Source organism: Ruegeria sp. I3 (assembly GCF_056532525.1).
The window spans coordinates 1-19,213 of the sequence record NZ_JBQFNI010000014.1 but is presented as its reverse complement, the minus strand read 5'-3'; the positions used below and the strand labels follow the sequence as shown (position 1 = coordinate 19,213).

15 protein-coding genes and 2 pseudogenes are annotated in these 19,213 nt (G+C 51.6%); 9 read left to right on the top strand and 8 right to left on the bottom strand.

Features of this window, described 5'->3' with window-relative positions:
• Positions 1–18 precede the first annotated feature (18 nt).
• From rfbA to ACR0L9_RS19955, 6 genes and pseudogenes are all read right to left on the bottom strand, one after another.
• A complete protein-coding gene (gene rfbA, locus ACR0L9_RS19980; protein ID WP_480896521.1) occupies positions 19–894 on the bottom strand; it encodes a glucose-1-phosphate thymidylyltransferase RfbA in 876 nt (291 codons plus the stop codon).
• Entirely contained in the window at positions 891–1,733 is an 843-nt protein-coding gene (rfbD, locus tag ACR0L9_RS19975; RefSeq protein ID WP_480896520.1) for a dTDP-4-dehydrorhamnose reductase, read from the bottom strand. The genes rfbA and rfbD overlap by 4 nt, the downstream gene beginning before the upstream one ends.
• Positions 1,730–2,806 carry a dTDP-glucose 4,6-dehydratase gene (rfbB, locus tag ACR0L9_RS19970; protein ID WP_480896519.1) on the bottom strand — a complete coding sequence of 359 codons (1,077 nt, stop codon included), beginning with the start codon at positions 2,804–2,806 and terminating at the stop codon, positions 1,730–1,732. The genes rfbD and rfbB overlap by 4 nt, the downstream gene beginning before the upstream one ends.
• A complete protein-coding gene (gene rfbC, locus ACR0L9_RS19965; protein WP_480896518.1) occupies positions 2,803–3,366 on the bottom strand; it encodes a dTDP-4-dehydrorhamnose 3,5-epimerase in 564 nt (187 codons plus the stop codon). Before rfbC ends, rfbB begins: the two co-directional genes overlap by 4 nt.
• Positions 3,367–3,980: 614 nt before the next feature.
• On the bottom strand, positions 3,981–4,988 hold the full coding sequence (locus tag ACR0L9_RS19960) for an acyltransferase family protein (RefSeq protein WP_480896517.1): 1,008 nt from the start codon (positions 4,986–4,988) through the stop codon (positions 3,981–3,983).
• A 270-nt stretch (positions 4,989–5,258) separates the two neighbouring features.
• Positions 5,259–5,632 (bottom strand): annotated as a pseudogene (locus ACR0L9_RS19955) (transposase); the annotation flags it as partial.
• 429 nt (positions 5,633–6,061) lie between these two features.
• Here ACR0L9_RS19955 and ACR0L9_RS19950 point away from each other — a divergent pair.
• The 8 genes from ACR0L9_RS19950 (at position 6,062) to ACR0L9_RS19915 (ending at position 15,900) form a co-directional block, all read left to right on the top strand.
• Positions 6,062–7,168 (top strand): DegT/DnrJ/EryC1/StrS family aminotransferase, encoded by a 1,107-nt coding sequence (locus ACR0L9_RS19950; protein WP_480896516.1) that lies wholly within the window; start codon positions 6,062–6,064, stop codon positions 7,166–7,168.
• Between the two features lie 265 nt (positions 7,169–7,433).
• Positions 7,434–8,831 (top strand): tannase/feruloyl esterase family alpha/beta hydrolase, encoded by a 1,398-nt coding sequence (locus tag ACR0L9_RS19945; protein WP_480896515.1) that lies wholly within the window; start codon positions 7,434–7,436, stop codon positions 8,829–8,831.
• Between the two features lie 265 nt (positions 8,832–9,096).
• Complete coding sequence (locus ACR0L9_RS19940; protein WP_480896514.1) at positions 9,097–9,837, top strand: NeuD/PglB/VioB family sugar acetyltransferase; 741 nt, start codon at positions 9,097–9,099, stop codon at positions 9,835–9,837.
• 108 nt (positions 9,838–9,945) lie between these two features.
• Positions 9,946–10,200, top strand: a complete 255-nt coding sequence (locus tag ACR0L9_RS19935; RefSeq protein WP_480572013.1) for an acyl carrier protein — start codon at positions 9,946–9,948, stop codon at positions 10,198–10,200.
• Complete coding sequence (locus tag ACR0L9_RS19930) at positions 10,197–11,411, top strand: acyl-CoA dehydrogenase family protein (RefSeq protein WP_480896513.1); 1,215 nt, start codon at positions 10,197–10,199, stop codon at positions 11,409–11,411. The genes ACR0L9_RS19935 and ACR0L9_RS19930 overlap by 4 nt, the downstream gene beginning before the upstream one ends.
• Before the next feature lie 15 nt (positions 11,412–11,426).
• Complete coding sequence (locus ACR0L9_RS19925; RefSeq protein WP_480896512.1) at positions 11,427–12,329, top strand: amino acid--[acyl-carrier-protein] ligase; 903 nt, start codon at positions 11,427–11,429, stop codon at positions 12,327–12,329.
• Positions 12,326–13,306, top strand: a complete 981-nt coding sequence (locus tag ACR0L9_RS19920) for a DUF1839 family protein (protein ID WP_480896511.1) — start codon at positions 12,326–12,328, stop codon at positions 13,304–13,306. The genes ACR0L9_RS19925 and ACR0L9_RS19920 overlap by 4 nt, the downstream gene beginning before the upstream one ends.
• A complete protein-coding gene (locus tag ACR0L9_RS19915; protein ID WP_480896510.1) occupies positions 13,303–15,900 on the top strand; it encodes a glycoside hydrolase family 2 protein in 2,598 nt (865 codons plus the stop codon). Before ACR0L9_RS19920 ends, ACR0L9_RS19915 begins: the two co-directional genes overlap by 4 nt.
• Positions 15,901–15,974: 74 nt before the next feature.
• Here ACR0L9_RS19915 and ACR0L9_RS19910 read toward each other — a convergent pair whose 3' ends face one another.
• Both ACR0L9_RS19910 and ACR0L9_RS19905 read right to left on the bottom strand, forming a co-directional pair.
• Entirely contained in the window at positions 15,975–16,688 is a 714-nt protein-coding gene (locus tag ACR0L9_RS19910) for a WbqC family protein (protein ID WP_480896509.1), read from the bottom strand.
• A gap of 46 nt (positions 16,689–16,734) precedes the next feature.
• Positions 16,735–18,711 (bottom strand): acyltransferase family protein, encoded by a 1,977-nt coding sequence (locus tag ACR0L9_RS19905; RefSeq protein ID WP_480896508.1) that lies wholly within the window; start codon positions 18,709–18,711, stop codon positions 16,735–16,737.
• A gap of 145 nt (positions 18,712–18,856) precedes the next feature.
• Between ACR0L9_RS19905 and ACR0L9_RS19900 the strand changes: the two are divergent.
• Positions 18,857–19,042 (top strand): annotated as a pseudogene (locus ACR0L9_RS19900) (IS5/IS1182 family transposase); the annotation flags it as partial.
• Positions 19,043–19,213: the final 171 nt, after the last annotated feature.

The window sequence follows — 19,213 nt, the reverse complement described above, 5'->3', positions numbered from 1 at the left end:
GCAAAAGATTACTGGGCTCTACATCAGATTTAGCAGATACTGACCATAGTCATTCTTCATATAGCGTTCCGCCTGCGTTACAAGATCGTTCCGGGTGATCCAGCCCTGCTCGAATGCGATCTCTTCAGGGCATCCGATCTGTTGCCCTTGGCGTACCTCAATTGTACGGACAAAATTTCCGGCATCCAGCAGGCTGCCATGCGTTCCGGTGTCAAGCCAGGCATACCCGCGCCCCATGCGCTGGACCTGCAACGTTCCGTCCGCCAAATACATCTCCAGCAGCGTGGTAATCTCCAGTTCTCCTCGGGCGGATGGCATCACGCGCCGCGCCTTTTCCGGTGCCGTGCCATCGACAAAATAAAGCCCTGTAACGGCAAAGTTCGACGGTGGGATTTCGGGTTTTTCGATAATGCCCCGGACAGTGCCATCGGTGTCAAAATCCACCACACCGTAACGTTGCGGGTCCACCACCTGATAGCCGAAAACGGTCGCTCCCGTCATCGGAGCCTCAAGCATCAGATTCGGCAGCCCGTGGCCAAAAAAGATGTTGTCGCCCAAAATCAGCGCCGAGGGACTGCCAGCCAGAAAATCCTCAGCCAGTGTGAAGGCCTGCGCGAGACCCTCGGGGCTGGGCTGAACGATCCAAGTAAGGGTGATGCCGAATTGTGCGCCATCTCCCAACATGCGCTGGAACTGCGCTTGATCTTCGGGTGTGGTGATTATGGCAATTTCGCGGATACCGGCCAGCATAAGCACCGATAGAGGGTAGTAGATCATAGGCTTGTCATAAATCGGCAGTAGCTGTTTGGAGACGCCTAGCGTGATCGGGTAGAGGCGTGTGCCGGAACCCCCGGCGAGAATGATGCCCTTGCGTGCGGTACCGCTGTTCGTCATGTGAGTGCCTTTACGATCTGATGCGTGGCGCTGCGCCAGTCGGGACGTGTAATACCGAATTGGGACAAGAGTGTGGAGCAGTCCAGCCGAGAGTTAAGCGGACGCGCCGCCGGTGTCGGATAGGCGCTGGTGGGGATGTCCTCGACCGAGACATTTCGCCCCGCAACCTCGAAGATCTCGCGAGCGAACCCGGCCCAGGATGTATCCTCCGCGCCTGCAAAATGGTATATTCCACCCTTGTCGGGATCTAACAAAAGCGTTCGGGCAATTGTCATGCAGGCCTCGGCAATGGCGGCCGCAGGTGTCGGTCCGCCGATCTGATCTGAAACGATGGTCAGGTGATCCCGGGTCCGAGAAAGCTGTAGCATGGTTTTCAAAAAATTGGAGCCATGGGCAGAAAACACCCAAGAGGTACGCAGGATAGCATGGGTCCCACCCGAGTTTTGGATCAAAACCTCACCTGCGCGTTTACTTTTCCCGTAGACACCCAATGGTCCCGTCGTATCCCCCGGATGCCATGGGCGATCACCACTGCCGTCAAAGACGTAGTCGGATGAAATATGCACAAAGGGAATGTTGCGGTCTGCGGCATGATCCGCCATGACACCGACAGACGCGCCGTTGACGGTCATCGCGGTGGCGCGCTCGGTTTCGGCCTTGTCCACTGCGGTGTAGGCTGCCGCATTGACGATGGCGTCTGATTGCGCCGCTTCGAGCGCCTCGCGCACCTCTGCGGGTTTGGACAGATCCGCCACGTCCCGGCCAATGCATGTGACCTCTTCGAAGCGCGCCAGTTCTGTGGCCACCTGGCCGGTTTTGCCGAAGACAAGGACTTTCATGGAGCGGACCCAAGCCGTTCACCCACCCCGTCCCGGTCTTGCAGCCTCCGCCACCAGTTCTTGTTGTCGAGATACCACTGCACGGTCTTTTCAAGCCCTTCCTCTAGCGTCACAGACGGTCGCCACCCTAACTCGTCGCGCATGCGAGACGGGTCGATCGCATAGCGCAGGTCGTGGCCCGGCCGGTCGGTTACAAAGGTGATCTGGTCGGCATAGGACGAGGGCGCGCCTTGATCCGTTTCAGGAATTGAGAGCCCTGTTTCCGCTTTTTTAGTGTCTAATATTGTGCAAATCATCTGGACCAAGTCGATGTTACGCACTTCGTTCTCACCCCCGATATTGTAGCTGCGACCGACGCGGCCCTTGCCCAGAACCGTCAACAGGGCGTCTGCGTGATCTTCGACGTAAAGCCAGTCGCGTACATTTTCTCCGGTACCGTAGACTGGGATTGGCTTGCCAGCGAGCGCGTTGAGGATCACCACGGGGATCAGTTTTTCGGGAAAGTGGTAGGGTCCATAGTTGTTCGAGCAATTGCTCAGCAGCACAGGCAGCCCGTAGGTCTCGTGCCAGGCACGGACCAGGTGGTCAGAGGCCGCTTTTGAAGCCGAGTAGGGCGACCGCGGATCGTAGGCGGTGTTTTCGGTGAACTGGCCCGTGTCGCTCAGCGATCCGAAAACTTCATCGGTGGAGATGTGATGGAAGCGAAAACCCTCGGGTCTCCCACAACTGATCCAATGGCCGCGTGCCGCCTCCAGCAGTTGATAAGTGCCGGTGATATTGGTCTCGATAAAGGTACCCGGACCGTCAATCGAGCGATCGACATGGCTTTCGGCCGCGAGATGCATCACCGCGTCGGGCTGATGCGTGGCAAAGATACGGTCGAGAGCGCTGCGGTCGCGGATATCGGCCTGTTCAAAAGTGTAGTTGGGGTGCTCTGCGACAGACGCCACATTATCGAGACAGGCCGCATAGGTCAGCGCGTCGAGATTCACGACCTCATATCCACGCGCGATGGCCAGTCGCACCACGGCAGAACCGATGAAACCCGCTCCTCCGGTGATCAGTAGTTTCATGTGGTGCCTTTCCAGACAAATGGGCTGTCAAAATCGGAAAAGGGCAGGGCGTTTGCGTCCTTATCGGATAAAACAGGCTCTAACCCGTATAAATTCCAATCGATGTCAAGGCTATCAAAGCGCACGACACCTTCATATTCCGGTGCATAGTAGTCCGAACATTTGTAAAGAATTTCGGTTTCGGGCTGAAGGGTGGCAAAGCCATGCAGAAAACCCGCAGGCACCAAAAGCTGTCGGCCGTTCTCGAAACTTAGCTCATAGCCCACCCACTGCCCGTAGGTGGGCGAACCTCTGCGGATATCAACAGCCACATCGAACAGACTGCCCCTCCCACAGCGCACCAGCTTGTCCTGAGCATGGGGCGGCGCCTGACAGTGCAGTCCACGCACTGTGCCGGCCTGCGAGGAGAGCGAATGATTGTCCTGCACCCAGTCGTACGTGAGCTCCTGCCCGGCCATGGCGCGTTTGCTCCAGCTTTCGCTGAAAAAGCCGCGCGCATCGCCAAAGCGTTTGGGCGTCAGTAACAGAACACCTTCTAAAGCCGTCTTTTCAACCTTCACACCCCTACCTTTCGAACCTTAGCAGGACTCTGAATACAGGGGCAGAAGGACAATGCAATGGTTTCAGAAGCTATTACCAGAGATCAGTCCCATATTTTGAGTTTCAACAGCACTCCGCTGCGCATAACAGCCTACTTCGGCGTTTTCTGCTTTCACCTGCAGCCCCGGGTTCTCGGACACGCGATAAGGATCGGAGATGCCCGTGAACACCTTGGTCTTGCCTTCCCGCGCAAGCTTCTAGAGCCCATTGTGGTCGCGGCGTCCGCATTCCTCGGTACTTGTCGACACATGCACCCCTGCAATAGCGCCAAAGGTCTGATCCTCCCCCTCCGAAGTGGCCCGCCTTTATGGTTAAGAAAGTGGAGGATCCACGTGGCGAACAAGCGACCGAAGCCGGAAGAGATTGTCTCGAAATTGCGGCAGGTTGAGAATTGATGGGTCAACGCATGTCCCCTCTGGATGCAATCCGATGGATCGGTGTTGTTGAACAGATCTATTATCGCCGACAGAAGAAGTACGGCGGAATGGGTGCCCGATCAATTGTTTTGCGCAAAACCGCTTGGCTAGGACGACCCCATTACCGAAGTCCTGAACCTAGTGCTTCGTGAGGTGCTTTACCGTCGTGAGAGTCGTGTGGACCGGTGTCCGCCATCAATTCTTTTACAAACAGCAATTAGAGGGCATTCTAGAACATAATACGTTACGAGCCCAGCACAGGCTGTCAGGACTGTTGCGGCAAGAACCGCCAAATCACCGTTGATCGAAGAATTGCCCGTAAACTGGAGAAGTTTAAAAAAGAAGGGAATCGAAAAAACCTGTATGAGATAGATACTGTAGGATGCGTCCCCAAGCCGTTCGGCTAGTCTCCAACCCATATTTGGCAGAACCATCGCTCCAAGGACTAATAGGACTGCAGGAACACCCCAATAAACCCATCTGGGACCAACCGGGGGAATCCAGATTGTTGATATCCATAAGAGTGCTCCACTAGAAAGCGCTAGCCACCCTGCCCAGCTTGGAATTTTCTTCTTTTGAAAGAGGAGCGCCGCACCTACACCTAAGAGAAATTCAAAAACGATGGAATTTGTTCCTGCAAATACCACCAATGCAATCAAAACGGATGCTAAAAAAAATAACGAATACTCTCTGCTATTGAGAAAGAGCGAAATTGCAAAAATCACATAGAAAAGCATCTCGAATTCGAGTGTCCAGCCCACACCTAGATATGGATGAGTCCCCTGCATAGCCATGCTTAGAAACAAAAAAGATGCAAGGGCGCGGTCCATCTCAAACGTTGCCTCTCGGAAAGCAGACGGCATGCCCAACAAGACCGCAAGTATTAGTGCTGTTAATACCCAATACAGAGGGACAATTCGAATGATACGATTGATGATGAAATCTGATGGGGATATCGGTCTGTACATCTGCGTATGAACCATAATGAACCCGGACAGGACAAAGAAAAGATCCACCCCACTCATGCCCCAACCCGCAAGAAAAGAAAGGCCGCTCGGTGGCATGCCATAATCCCTAGCGCTGCCAATACAGTGGAAGATGACTACGTTCATTGCGGCTAAGCCGCGAAGTATCTGTAGATTGCTTGAGAATTTTGTTTTTGACATTCTGTACTCTTTATAAACGCGTGGCTTCTCAAAACAATTATTATGGCCAGCCCAGCCATCTCTAGCGAAGCCTGTCGAGGAGAAAAGGAACTGGAGGGCACGGCAAAATTTGCGACCCTATCAGCCCATCTAAATGATCCAGTTTGAGTGTTAGCACATGACTGGCTTGTGAGCTATCAGGATGATGGTTTCAGGTGCTGGCGGGTGACAGCCCAGTGCACTGTTGAGGCGTTTTGTGTTGTAGTGTCTCCTCCATTGTTCGATCAGGGGCAGATTTCCGCATATGTCATAGCGGGTCGCGATGCGCCGCCAATCCTTCAATCTGGCAAAGGCATTCTCGATCCGATGGCACTTCAGATAGAACCGGTTGTTGTAGGTCGCGGGTTTGGTGCGTTTTGCTCTTGAGGGAACGCAAACGCACATTTCCAGATCCTTCAGTGCGGCATGAAAGCAGTCTGCGTTATAACCCTTGCCCCCAGAAGCCGCTTGGACTTTGGCAGATGAGCCAAAATGATAACAGCCCCATCTACATCACTCGTTTAGCCAGGCGACAGGACGAAGGTTATAGAGCGGCCGCGCCTATCTAGAACCATGTGTAGTTTTGAATTCAGGCCGCCTTCAGTTCGCCCCATGGCTCTGGGTTTGCCGAAGTTCGTGCTCCTTGAGATACGTGCTATCGGTATGATCGTGTAGCCATCACTGCCCAGCTGACTAAATCGCTGAACAGCCGCAAGCTTCCTCGGCTTCGTAGATATTACTTCGATCCGCCATTTGTTAACATGACCTAGGTTAAATGAGCAAAGGGTAGAGCTGGACCGAATAAACCAAGAAATCACATAGTGCATTGGTTGTCGTCTACTGGCTCCTGAAACCATCATTCCAATGGAAAACAGCGCAATCATGCACTAACAATTAACTTGAACCAATCAGATAGGGCTGCTCAGCAGGTCAGATCCTTCTCGGTAATCCTGCGGTCGCCTCAAAGGTTTCTACTTATTAATACTTTACAGTGAGCCAGTAACGTCTGCAGATCGGGAATAAACATCGGAACCGATAGGTGCTTAGGATAAAATATGAAACAAATTTATTTACGGGAACACCAGAAGCATTCCAAACCAGTGGTCGAGATTGACGCAGCCAACGTCCAGGAGCCACAGCCCAGAGTATCGTTCATAGAAAGCAAAACACCGAATCTCGAACGTATTTCTTTACTGCTGGCGGCCTGCCAGGAAGAAAATCAATGGGCCAACGAGGGGCCATTGTTCCACCAATTGATTGAAGCTTACCGGCAACACATGAACCTATCGCCAGATCACGCGCTCTTTCCATGCAGCAACGGCGCGGTTGCGTTAGAAGCGATGGCACGACTTCATGAATTAAAGCATGGTCGGCCCCTTCGCTGGTTGGCATCGTCCTTCAGTTTCAGCAACTTGGGTCGCGGGTATTTTTCTGATGTCGCATTTCTCGACTGTGACGAAGCAGGGCTGCTCGACTTGTCGATCTTGGAGAGCATCGGCCTCAACTCCTATGACGGTGTGATCGTTACAAATCCACATGGTATCTGCCGCAATTTCCAACCGTATATTGATTTTGCAAAGCGGACGGGAAAGGCACTCCTGTTCGATAACGCTGCGGGCATGGGTATGCAGGTTCCTGACTGGCCTTGGCAGTGTTTTAGCCTGCATCACACTAAACCCTACGGCGTGGGGGAAGGTGGTTTGGCTCTTGTCCCAGCGGATGAATATGAAAATCTACGATCCCTTCTCGTCTACGGGCCTGCGCCGTTTCCAGCTGCCTGCTGGCAAAATAATGGTAAGCTGTCGGATATTTCTTGCGCTTTTCATCTGGACCGTCTCGCACGTTTTCATGATTGGGCACCGCTTTATCTTGAACAGGCTAGACGGGTAATAGAGCTTGCTGAAACTGTAGGACTCAGCCCGCTCCTTCCGTTCGATGGCAAGGCGATCGCAATGAGTTGGCCTCTTCTGGCAACACAAGAGATTACTCCGAAAAGATGTAACAACTCTCAGTCAATCGTAGTAGCGAAGTACTACAAACCACTCGCGTCGACACCACGTTCCCGAGATATCTTCAATAGATTGGTCAATTTTCCAACCCACCCGGACGTTGCGCAGCTGACCGACGAACAAATCCGCAACGAAATGCAACAATTATTTTGAATAGAAGCAACTAAGTGGAGACTCACGCCGCGCTCCCGGCAGATTATAAATCCTTGAGTGGCATAATAAATCACTAGCGAGCGGAGAATCGACTTGCGACAGACAGCGCTCCATATGCTGGCTTACCGGCGGAGAGCGAGCCAGCAGCGCCTACATCGTCTTTTTGCTCAACACTACTATATCCAATTTTTAAATGGGACGATTACGATATTTTGAGCCCCTTAGATACTGGCCACTTAGAATGAGATCGCGGAGGTGTTGCACCATGAAAAAGATACTGACTGGTTTTGCGCTTTCGCTGGTTGGACTACCTGCAACCGCTCAACAAAGCTCTGACGAGTGCGCTGAACTACAAAATGTCACCATGTCCGGGGGGTATGTCACATCGGCCCGTGTCATAGCTGCCTCGGATACGCTGCCAGCCTATTGCGAAATTCGGGCTACGGCTTTGCCGGAAATTTCCATTGAGGTCCGGCTGCCAATGGACGGTTGGAACGGGAAGTTCTATCAAGTTGGCTGTGCCGCATTGTGCGGCAATCTGGAACGTGAGGGTGCCAACACAAGCTGGGTCAATGCGATGCGTCTCGGGCTCGAGCGTGGTTATGCTACCGCGAGATCCGACAGCGGTCACCGCGGCTTGTCGATTGTTGACGCGGAATGGGCGTACAACAATCCGGATGCTGAGCGGGACTGGGGCTGGCGCTCCATTGGTGAGACAAATCGCGTGGCCAATATGCTGATCGAGGCGTTCTACAGTGCTGCATCAAAGCAGGCTATTTTCCAAGGCTGCTCGAATGGTGGCCGCATGGCACATATCGCCTCACTTCGCTACCCGGAAATGTTTGATGGTATTATCTCAGGCGCGCCGGCCATGGATTTTCCCGGTCTCGTGGCGACCAAGATATCGTGGATCATTCAGGCGAACACAGCACCTGACGGCTCTCAAATTCTCGGGCCTGACGAAGCTGCCATTATCGAAAAAGCCGTTCTTGACCAGTGCGACGCCGTGGACGGTTCTGAAGACGGTGTGATTGCTGATCCGCGTCAGTGCGACATCAGCTACGAAGGGCTAGGACTGACGAACCAACAACTCGACACGCTAGGTAAATGGCGTGAAGGGCCACGCAACACAGCTGGTGAGCAACTCTACCCAGGCGGCGTGCCAGAAGGGTCGGAGCGCTTCTGGAGGCTGTGGCTGACCGGGAATGCAGACGGGAGTGGAAAGCTCGGACCTGCGTTAGCAAACGGCTTCGGTAAGTACATGGCGTTTGATGAAGACCCTGGCCCGAACTGGACGCCGATGGACTTCGACTTTGAGACGGACCCACTGCGGATGACAGCTTCTACTGCAACCTACAATGGTGACAATCCAGACATTTCAACGTTTCGCGAAGCAGGTGGTAAAATGATTGTCTATCATGGATGGGCTGATGCCCTCGTTACGCCTTACAAGACAGTCGAGTGGTACGAGCAGGCGTCCAAAGCGGCCGGTGGGGAAGAGGTGCTGAAGGAGAGCGTCGCTCTCTTCATGGTGCCGGGACTGGATCATTGCGGACTCCAACTTGGACCCGGAGGGATAAACGCGACTGCTCTGGATCCGCTGACACCTCTAGAGGCTTGGTTAAGCGGCGGAAGTGTTCCCCAATCGATTATGGCGCAGTAAACTGAGCATTCAGGACCTTTACACTGCGGCAGTGATAGACATGGCTGAGCTTTTCCTCCTCTGCAGCGGAAGCAATAGTGAGTCGTGGCTCTGAACGACAGGGCTGGTGTTGGCCACACGCCAGAACGAGAACTAATTTGCTGTCTAAGCTGGAACTGTTTCCGCTCTCTCAATCAATCGGCATTGCTGATGGAAAGCTGCTGTAGATGGGCATAACATTGGGATACTACTATATTTAAGAGTTGATTCGTGGAATTTTTGTTTTGTGAGTGAATCGGATTCTATTAAAACGCAGCTAGGAACGCCTTATCAGGTTAAACAGCGCCTTCAAAAGAAGCCGGTTGTAATTTTTGGAACCGGTATCACGGCCAGGATAGCAAGCTATTATCTCTCAAATGAACTCAATTTTTCTGTTTCCGCATTCACTGTGGATGCCGCTTACCAGGACTGCGCTTCTGTAGACGGAATACCTGTAGTGCCTTTCGAAAATGTCTTGGAGGAATTTTCTCCAAAGGAATTTTCGATGTTTATTGCGATGGGCTACCAGGATTTGAACGCCGTCCGTGAAGCACATGTGAGTGCTGCCGAAGCTTTGGGGTACGAGCTGATTTCGATCATTCACCCTCAAGCGCATATTCCGTCGAATGTTGAAATCGGAGCAAACTGTCTCATCTTGCCATTTGTCGCTCTAAACCCGAATACGAACGTTGGCAGGAACGTACAGCTCTATAACAATGTGGTTGTGGCTCACGATTGCCAGATCGGCGATCACTGCTTCATCTCTGCCTCGGCGACGCTCTTAGGAAACACATCTGTCGGCAAAAGGTGCTTCATCGGAGCCAATGTGACACTCACACATGGCATCACCGTCGAGGACGATTGCTTTATTGGGGCAGGTGCAATCGTTACTCGGGACCTCAAGAGTCAGTCCGTGGTTCTTGGTGCTTCCTCTCAAGTCGAAAAAATATCCAGCAAAAAATTCTTAAAGTTGATAGCTTTCAAATGAATTTAGAGCAAAACTGTAGAGTCAATTCATCAGAGTCTAAGCTACGGATCCTATAACTCTGATGACAGTAAACAGTAACTAGTGAATACCTATTAGGAGAAAAGTCTAATGCTAGAACTCCAAACTAAAATCCGTGCTGTGGTCGAAGAGCACGCTCGTCTGACACTTCCAGTGGCGAATTTGAGCGTAGATGATGATCTCTACAACGCCGGCCTGACATCTCATGCCAATGTGCAGGTTATGCTGGCGCTAGAAGATGCATTCGACATTGAGTTTCCTGACGAGATGTTACGACCTGAGGTCTTCGAAAGTATCGCATCAATCAGCGAGGCGGTCGCTACGCTAACCGACGCTGCAGCATGACCATCTTTGATGGCGAACCGAAGGTCGAGCAAAGTGAACATCCTTTTAGTGCACCTAGCGTCCAAGTTCTTGACACCAGAATCGATGAGATCGGGCGTGATGTCACGGCACCGGCGGCCTATTCTGTAGATAAGGATGCGCGTTTCCCCAAGGAAACTTTCGCTGCGCTGCGATCAGCAGGCGCTCTCAGCGCGGCAGTGCCGAAAGAACTCGGCGGCACAGGATGCACCATCGAGCAACTGGCGCGACACTGTCGCACAATTGGAAGTCACTGCGGCTCCAGCGGTCTGATCCTTGCTATGCACCACATCATGGTTGCAAGCTTAGTTAGGCACAGCGATGACAACCCGTTTGTCAGCCAATATCTTCGTCGCTGTGCGGCAGAACAGAGATTGATCGCATCTTCTACATCAGAGGTTGGTCCGCGCGGCAACATGCGGCGGAGCGAGTGCGCACTGGAAATAGCAGGCCCCATTTTCACATTGGAAAAGCATGCTACGACGATTTCCTATGGGGATTGCGCCAACGATCTTCTGGTAACGGCTCGAAACAACCCCGATGCCGCGCCCAGTGATCAAGCCATGATTCTCGCTCTGGAAGGCGACTATTCGATTTCTAACAAGGGGTCATGGGATACGATCGGCATGCGCGGCACCTGCAGCGAAGGCGGAAGGATCAATGTTCGCGCGCCTATCGAGCAGATTATTAGCAAAGACTTCCGCAAAGTCACGACGCTCACGAAGGTGCCATACTCTCATATTCTCTGGTCTTCCTGCTGGCTCGGGATTGCCACAGGCGCGGTGAACAAGGCGCGAGCCGTACTCCGCAAGCAAGCCAGAAAACAGGTCGGCACTATACCGCAGGTCGCATATAACATAACGGATTTGGATGCGCGCTTGCAGTCCATGAAAAGCGATATCGATGCTGTCATGCGCGAATTCATGAGACTGGACGATTTGAACGATGAGGCGGCTCTGGACAATGTAGCGTTCACCCTGAGATTGAACAACCTGAAGATTAATTCCTCCGAAGCGGTCGTTGATATTGTCACTGGCGCTTTAAGGTCAATTGGAATTTTAGCCTATATGAACGGCACCGAGGTAAGCCTTTCCCGACATCTTCGCGACGCGCATTCAGCGGCTCTGATGATCAGCAACGACCGAATTCGTACAACCAATGCAACCCTGATGCTGGTCCACAAAGGGGATTAGAAAATGAATAGAGTAATGCCTCAGCGCGATTTTTTCGATTGTCTTGTTGCGGCCGGGCATATCGTTCCTACTGGGGTCAAAGGATATTATGGACGCGGAGAGGTGTTCGAAGACGTCGCAACGCGCTTCGCAGCACTGGTGGGCTCCTACTCGAGTGCAGACGGCGCCGAGCGCCTCAGCTTCCCACCGATGATTCCACGTTCGACGCTGGAACGGACAGGTTATTTGGAATCGATGCCCCACCTTGCGGGCTTCATTCATTGCTTCTGCGGCGATAACAGCGCGCATCTAACGTTGACCGAAAGAATGAGAATGAGTCAGAATTGGGATGACTTGGTGGAAATGAGTGATCTGGCAATGAGCCCGGCTGCTTGCTATCCACTGTACCCAACCTGCGCTGGACAGTTGGATCCCAATGGTCGCTTTGTGGATCTTTCGAGTCCTTACGTCTTCCGGCGCGAACCGTCTGACGACCCAGCGCGAATGCAATCGTTCCGTCAACGGGAATTGGTTCGTCTAGGCAGCCCGGAGCAAGTTCAGGAGTGGCGTTCACTCTGGCTTGAACGCGCACAAGCGCTTCTGAGCGGTCTTGGCTTAGATATCCAAGTTGACGAGGCATCGGATCCCTTCTTCGGACGCTCTGGCAAGATGATGGCAGCATCGCAACGGCAGCAGCAGCTGAAATTCGAGATAAGCGTTGAAATAACGGCCGAAGAAGAACGAACTGCAATCAGTTCTTTCAACTATCACCGGGACCACTTCGGAAGAACTTTCGGGATCTATACGCACGATGGCGAGGTTGCCCATACCGCCTGCCTAGGATTCGGAATTGAACGGACCGTTTTAGCACTGCTGAGAGCCCATGGGATGGACCCCCGTGAATGGCCAGCCGAAGTGCAGAAACAGCTTTGGAAATGAAGGATCTTGAAGTGCGATTGGATCCTGACGCTTACGACTCATTTAGTCGGCAATGCTGCAGCGTAAACTGGCCAGAAACGAACTGCTACACCGATGTGTACATCAGTATGTTGAATGGCCTTGGATTGGACGCATTCGCGTGTATGGCTTTCACCTTGGCAAGCGATTTTGAAGGTGACCACTTCACGTTTTTCAAACCGCCACTATCGGATATGAGAACCCTTTACGGACTCAACGTTCAGGAGTTGACACTCTGGCGCCCGCTCATCGATCACGTCGAGGAACATGTGAATGCGGGGCGTATTGTTTGTCCCGAGGTGGACTCTTTCTACCTCCCCGATACCCGCGCAACGGACTATCGAAGAGCACATGTAAAGACCACAATTGGCATCACGTCGATCGACAGGAAGACCCGGGCGCTCAGCTACTTTCACAACGCCGGACACTTTCGCCTGGATGAGGAAGACTACGACGGCATTTTTCGGATCGGTCGAGACGGTCCGGCTGACTACCTGCCCCCCTATTGCGAGTTGCTTGACCTCAATCGATTGACAATCCGTCCTACCGCAGAACTCGTCGAGCTTTCCCGCGAACTGGCTAGACAGTATCTGTCGTATCGACCTGAAAGAAATCCAATGCGGGCACTCGGTACCAGACTGAGCGATGATCTAGCCTGGCTGGCCGAGGGGGACTTGGAAAAGTACCACCTGTATGTATTCGCAACTTTGCGTCAGTGCGGCGCCAATTTCGATCTCACAGCACAGTATTTGCGCTGGCTCTCAAATGGCGGGGTTTCGGGTCTCTCTGAACCGGCAGAGCATTTCGTTGCCTTGTCCAACACCGCGAAAACCTGTGTTCTGAAACTTGCCAGGATCGTCAATACCCGCAAAGTCAGGGATCTATCGGCCAATATCACCGAACTGGAGGAGCATTGGGCGCGCGGGATGGACAAACTGGCGAGCGCCTTGACACCATGACCACAATCTCAGAGGTCGACTACGTTGACAGTTCAGCGCGTGCCTCGAGCGATGTACAGATCACGCTTGAGCACTGGCGCTGGCTCCAGACGGAACCTGGCGAAGTGACCGAACCGGGCGCCGCGGTCCTTTGCGAAGGCTGGATGCCAGCGCTTGCAGCTGGCACTGCAGGTGCGGCCGCAACTCAGAACGGCTTTGACGTTCATTCGGAATCTTACAATCTTGACGCATACGATCATTGGTTCCAATGCACATTCACCATCGACTCAGAACCGGACGCCCCCCACTCCCTGACCTTCGAGGGTTTAGCAACAGTCGCAGAGGTTTGGCTGGACGAGCAATCAATCCTCAAGAGCACGTCGATGTTTCAACCCCGTTGCCTTCGTCTGAGCAATCTTGCACCAGGACAACACCGTCTCCTCATCAGATGTGAAGCGCTGGAACCTATGCTCCAAGCAAAACAACCTAGGCCCCGATGGAAGACCCGTTTGGTGCGCCATCAGAATTTTCGTCTGTTTCGGACGTCTTTTATTGGTCGCATGCCAGGCTGGTCGCCAGTTGTTCAGCCTGTTGGACCATTTCGTCCGGTCACGCTCACATCTCATCACGGCCCTCAGATCAGCGACCTAAGTTTAGTGACATCGTACTCTCAAGAGTGGGAACAAGGCGAGTTGCACCTGCGAATGGGTCTGGACGAGCAGGAAGCTCCACAGTCGGCCCTGTTGCGAGTCGCAGGCCTTGAGCTGAACTGCAAAGTGCTCACGTCCAAAAGTCATAGGGTCGGCATCGAACTGGTTTCAGAAATTCAAGGTGTTCGACCGTGGTACCCTAGCACCCATGGTGAACCGGTTCTCTACCCGGCAAGCATCCTTCTCCAGTTTGCTCACCGGGCCATTGAAATCGATCTTGGGAAAGTGGGTTTCCGCCACATCGAAGTCAGCAAAGGCCCCGATGGAGATGATTTCCTTTTTATCATCAACGGGACAGAGATATTCTGCAGAGGTGCCAACTGGATCACTCCCGATCTCCAAGACCATGGAGGAACTCGGGAAGAATATCGACGCCTTCTCACGCTTGCTCGGGACGCCGGGATGAACATGCTGAGGGTCTCGGGAACCACGGCGTACGAAACCAAGGACTTCTACGAACTATGCGATGAGCTCGGGCTTTTAGTTTGGCAGGATTTCATGTTTGCAAACATGGACTATCCCTTCGCTGACGAAGCCTTTGCTGCTGTTGTAGAAACAGAAGTTAAAACGCAGATGAGGCGCATTTGCAGGCATCCGTCCCTTGCAATTATTTGCGGCGGAAGCGAGGTCTACCAGCAAGGCGCCATGATGGGCTTGCCGGAAGAGACTTGGCAAGGTCAATTCTTCAAAGAGCACCTGCCCAGTCTCTGCGCAGAGATCGACCCAAACGTACCCTATTGCGAGAACAGTCCGAGTGGTGGTGCGCTGCCATTCCACACAGATTGGGGCGTGTCACACTATTTTGGAGTCGGAGCCTATCTCCGTCCTTTCGGAGATGAGCGCCTCAACGAGCCGAGATTTGCCGCTGAGTGCTTGGCCTTCTCCATCCCACCCGATACCGCGCCTCTCCTATCCTTGCTAGGTAACAGAGCGCCCGGGCACGATCCAAAATATAAAGAGAGAGTCCCACGTGATGCAGGATCGGGTTGGGACTTCGCAGACGTGTCCGATCATTACCTGGAAGAACTGTTTGGTATCAGCGCGCGTGACCTGCGCTATAGCGACCCGGATCGTTATCTATACCTGAGCAGGATCACCGTCGGAGAGGTGATGATGCGCGTGCTTTCGAGCTGGCGCCGCGACGAGGCTCGGTGCCGCGGAGCGCTCATCTGGCTTTTTAAAGATCTCTGGCTCGGCTCGGGGTGGGGGCTCGTGGACTCGGTAGGCAACCCCAAGGCGCCGTATCACTACATCAAGAGGGTAATGTCACCCATTTCTGTATTCTTCAGTGATGAGGGTCTGAATGGTCTTGATGTTTATGTGATCAATGACGGACCGGAAGACCTGTGTGGACAGTTCGATCTCGAGGCGTTCGACCACGAGGACCGTCGTATTAAACAGGTTACTTTAAACCTCCGTGTCGCTGCCAGATCAAGGTTCCGGGAGAATTTCGAGCGCTTGGTCGGTCACTCTTTCGATCCAACGTTCAGCTACCGTTTTGGCCCGAATCGGATTGCCTTAATTGCAGCCCGGTTAACCATCGCCGAAGCACGTGACAGCCTGGCTGACGACCGAACCATTCACGCACATTATTTTCCCGCCGGTTTCCAACAAATCACGAGATCGGACACGGGTCTGAGGGGCACTGCTTTTGCAGATTCTTGCGGGAACTGGAAAGTCCGGATCGACACAAAAAAATTTGCTCAATCTGTTTACATCGACACGAAAGGATTTTCTCCAGAGGATAACTATTTTCATATGGCGCCAGGGCACGAACGGATCATTAATCTGAGACCTTCGTCTGCTCCAAACTCTTCAAACGCCCCAAGATTCAGTGGGCGACTACGCGCCGCTAACACTTTGGCATCCTTCAAAATTAGTGTAGACAAATTCAGTATAGCCTGACGAACCGCCTCAGACAAAGGGAGGCAGCGTCATTAGATATGCAGAGGCTCTCATTTGGAGCGCACACTTCAGTATTAAACTAACTCATAGCTGCACAAATGGCTTTTGATTTGATCGACAGATTGGTTCATTATTAAATCTATTATTGACAAGGCAGGAACAAACTTCTTTGAATTGGTCTGATCATAGGGAATAAAATTCGGCTTAATGAATTTTAGATCTACCCCCCCATCTTTAAACTTACCTTTCTCATATAAAAACTCACCCCCGACCGAATTCACATACGAACTACAATTTAGCTGTCTGGCGATACAGATCAACCTTTCGCTACGCTCCATTCCCTTCGTGTCAGAGAATTGTTTTGATGACTCGTATATCTTGCAGTCAATATCCAGCATTTCAGCCGCACAAGTAATCGATAATCTAGCAATCTCACTTATAGTGTCTTTCTCGCTACTAAGAACTCTTTCGACATACCCGACACCAGTATCAAAGTATTTTGATTTCGCGTAGCCTTGCTCTATTGTCTTCAGGAATTTTATTTTGAATCGTTCCAAGCTCACCACTTTTATTTCATCGATAGTCGTACCATACCTACCTTTTGATACAGGAATGGTAAAAGTATTTAGGTTGCCATTGATCAATATTCTGTTGCGATTTATCCAACCTTGTTTGATATAATTGACGTCATTGTACAGCACAAAATGAGAAGCACATTTCATTAAATTGAAATAGCCAATGTAAGGAAAAATATAAGGCTGCATTACGGCAAGAACATTACTATTCAATTTGAGAACCCCTTTTGGTACGCCTGCCTTAATTGATCTGGAGTGATCAGTTGCCTAACAACTGTCCTATCGCTGCGGCAATCGGTACAGAGCCTAGGTAACTTAAATGATTTGTGTCTTCATACATCGGCAGTCCTTCACTGTTCGCAATTGGACAGCTACCGTCAGCGCACATTATTATAAAGGGATCAATTACATCGATCTCATACCGCTCAACAGCTCTAAGTAAGATTTCCCGGACTTCACCCGCTCGCCGCTGGTAATCAGCTTCCGGCAAGGCCAAAGAGTTTGGATCCCGCCCCAAAAAAAGAAGGTGAGTGACCGAAGCGGGAACATTGTGCTCATGTTCAGGCACTGGCAGTATTACTATTACTCTTTTATTTTGAGCTATCAGTTCAGTGACAGTGTGGTTTACCGCCGCTTCAAAGTATAGTGGGTTTTTCGAAGCGTCTGCTTGAGAGTAGTCAAAATCACCATCTTCACTATAAATATAACTTGCAGGCGCTGCTGTTTCTGCCCACCTTTTTCCAGCAGTATAATTTGCCCATTCCGCGTGGAGAATGACAGTTTCTATTCCAGGTGTCGACAGTATCTGGGAAAATGCCGCCTTAGTTTTATCCATGCAATTTTTTTTCCAAATTGGAAACTTTGTTGCAAAATTCATAAGTGGAACGCACCAGTCGCCGGTGTAGGTTGCAGCTGACAACCCTAATCTATCTAACTCATCTGACAAAGCGTCCGATAGCCGCGCCGCATGACTATCGCCAACAATTGCAATGGAGGCCGGGCTATCGTCGCTTCCAAGCGAGCAAATCTCTTGTACTATGCCAACTTGGTCATAGAAACTATGACAATCATCTCTTAATCCACTCCGGACGTTAAGAGCCGCTAAATATTTTTCATCTAATTTCCATTCGAACCCCTTTTGAATATGCCCAACTACCCCCACAGCGACAAAAATAGAGCCGACAATAGCGCTGGTAAAAAACACACTGCGCCGCGTGGCAAGAAGTGGGTTTGTTCTTTTTCTGAATGGCTGTTCAATCCAATACCAAGTCGCCCAAGCAAGCAACAAGGACGCGGCAGCAAGTACAGCCATCAAAGAAAGACTTGGCTCAGTTAAGCTCCGTATGCGGGCAAAGGCAAATAGTGGCTGGTGCCACAAATAGGCGCTGTAGGATATCAACCCTACGCCCACAAAGCCGCGCATCGACAAGATACGTGCGACGAAAGTACCTTCTGCAGCAAAAAGAATAATTAGCATGGTACCTATTACAGGCGCGAGCGCGTAAGCACTGGGGAAAGGTGTATTAGCGTCGTAAAAAAATATGGCAAAAATAATTGTCGCCAAACCCACTGCGCTTAGAAGATCACTCGATCGTTGCGCATTACCCACTGTTAAAAATGCACATATAGATCCCGCCAGCAGTTCCCAAGCGCGTGTCGGAGCGAGATAAAAATTTGCTCCGGGTTTGTTTCTCCAACCCCATTCTGCCAACAGGAAACTGATAATCGTTACTGTAACGACAACCCAAAACACGCGCTGCCGACCGAATCGCCATAGCACCAACAGGAAAATTGGAAATAGGAGGTAGTATTGCTCTTCTACCGCCAAACTCCACGTGTGCAGAAGTGGTTTCAATTCCGCTGCTGGTGCAAAATAGCCGCTCTGTGACCAGAAAAGAATATTTGAACTGAAGAAAACAACCGCTATCAGGCTCTGAGCGAAGTCTTGTAACTGTGATGGGTACATCCACATATACGCAAAAGGCAAACACGCGAGCATAACTAAAAATAGCGCGGGCAAAATCCTACGTGCACGGCGTTCATAGAAACGCGCTATTGAAAATCTCTTTTGCTCAAGATCGCTAATCAGTATGCTTGTGATAAGGTAGCCGCTGATTACGAAGAATACATCGACCCCTATATATCCACCGCTGAATACAACAAATCCAGCATGGTATAGTATTACTGGCAAAACGGCTACCGCTCGCAGCCCATCAATCTCTCGTCTATATTGCACGAATCTGTAGCACCATCTACCAAACAGTTGAGTCGGTTTTAAAAGCTGTATTTAAGAACTGAATCTACCCAATTGACAAGTAGGGTTAGGATATACTGGTTTTCGCGGCGCGGCGTGTTTCACAACTCCAAAACGGAGACGTGACATAAGCGGCCTATATTGGCTGATCGAAGGGCAGATTGCCAAGCTTGTTTCCTTTTTCTCGAAGTCGCACGGCAGGACTGGGGTTGATGACAAGCGGGTATTGAGTGAGTTTATCTGTATTAACCGCAGTGAGTTGTGGTGGTATGATGCCTCTCGCGGATATGGGCTGCCAAAGACGTTGTACAACCTAAGGAACCAGTGCCGCAGTAAGCATTCCCCATAAGCAGACGCACAGCATAGTACCGGTGACAAGGGCGCCATCGCCAGACTCAAGGCTCATCTCCGAACCGCTCACCGGATCCCAACGTGTCTGATTGAAGAGGTCAAGCGAGACTGTGTCTTGTGATGCGCTCGAGTC